1 protein-coding gene is annotated in these 780 nt (G+C 64.2%); it reads left to right on the top strand.

Annotated elements, in window-relative coordinates:
* Positions 1-761 (top strand): IS4 family transposase (locus CSC64_RS13815; RefSeq protein WP_162435908.1); only part of this gene is annotated, 761 nt, incomplete at its 5' end.
* Between the last annotated feature and the right edge of the window lie 19 nt (positions 762-780).

Genomic DNA, 780 nt, shown 5'->3' with positions numbered 1-780 from the left:
CGGACAGCCGGCCGATCCTGGTGACCGATGCCGGGTTCCGCGCCCCGTGGTGCCGGACGGTGGAGGCGATGGGCTGGCACTGGATCACCCGCTTGCGCCATCGCACCTATCTCAAGCCGGTCGAGGTCGAGGATCATCCGGATCAGTGGATGCCTTGCCGCGCCCTTCACGGCTTGGTTCGACCGGCGCATGCCCGCGACCTGGGACTGTTCGACCTGGTACGCAGCGCACCGATACAGGCGCGGCTGGTGCTCCACACCAGAGCACCTCAGGGCCGCCGACACACGACCCTCAAGGGCGCGCGACGTCGCAACAAACACAGCCGGCAATGTGCCCGCCGCGAGGCCGAGCCCTGGCTGCTGGCTGTTTCACCATCCCTGCACGGGATGACGGTGCCGCAGATCGTGGCGGCGTACCGTCGGCGTATGCAGATCGAGTTGAGCTTCCGCGATCTCAAGTCCCATCGTGACGGGCATGGCTACGAGGACAGTTTGACCCGCAAGCGCGAGCGGATTGAAGTGTTGCTACTTCTGCATGCGCTGGCGATGTTCGTCTCCTGGCTGGCAGGCATGGCAGCCGAGGCGATCGACGCGCAGGACAAACTCAATCCCCATTCAAGTTCGCGACGGCTGTACAGCCTGGTCCGGCTGGGACGCGAAGCGCTGGTGCGAAGGTGGCTCATGCATCCTCTACGGGCCATGCTGGAAACGCTCCGCCAACTCTCGCCTGAGGCCAGTCAAAACATGGCGATCCGGATATGAAAATATGGGGAAACCTCAG

This window comes from Pseudoxanthomonas koreensis, assembly GCF_010093225.1.
GTDB lineage: Bacteria > Pseudomonadota > Gammaproteobacteria > Xanthomonadales > Xanthomonadaceae > Pseudoxanthomonas > Pseudoxanthomonas koreensis.
The sequence above is the reverse complement of the archived record's forward strand: the minus strand, read 5'-3'. Positions and strand labels throughout refer to the sequence as shown.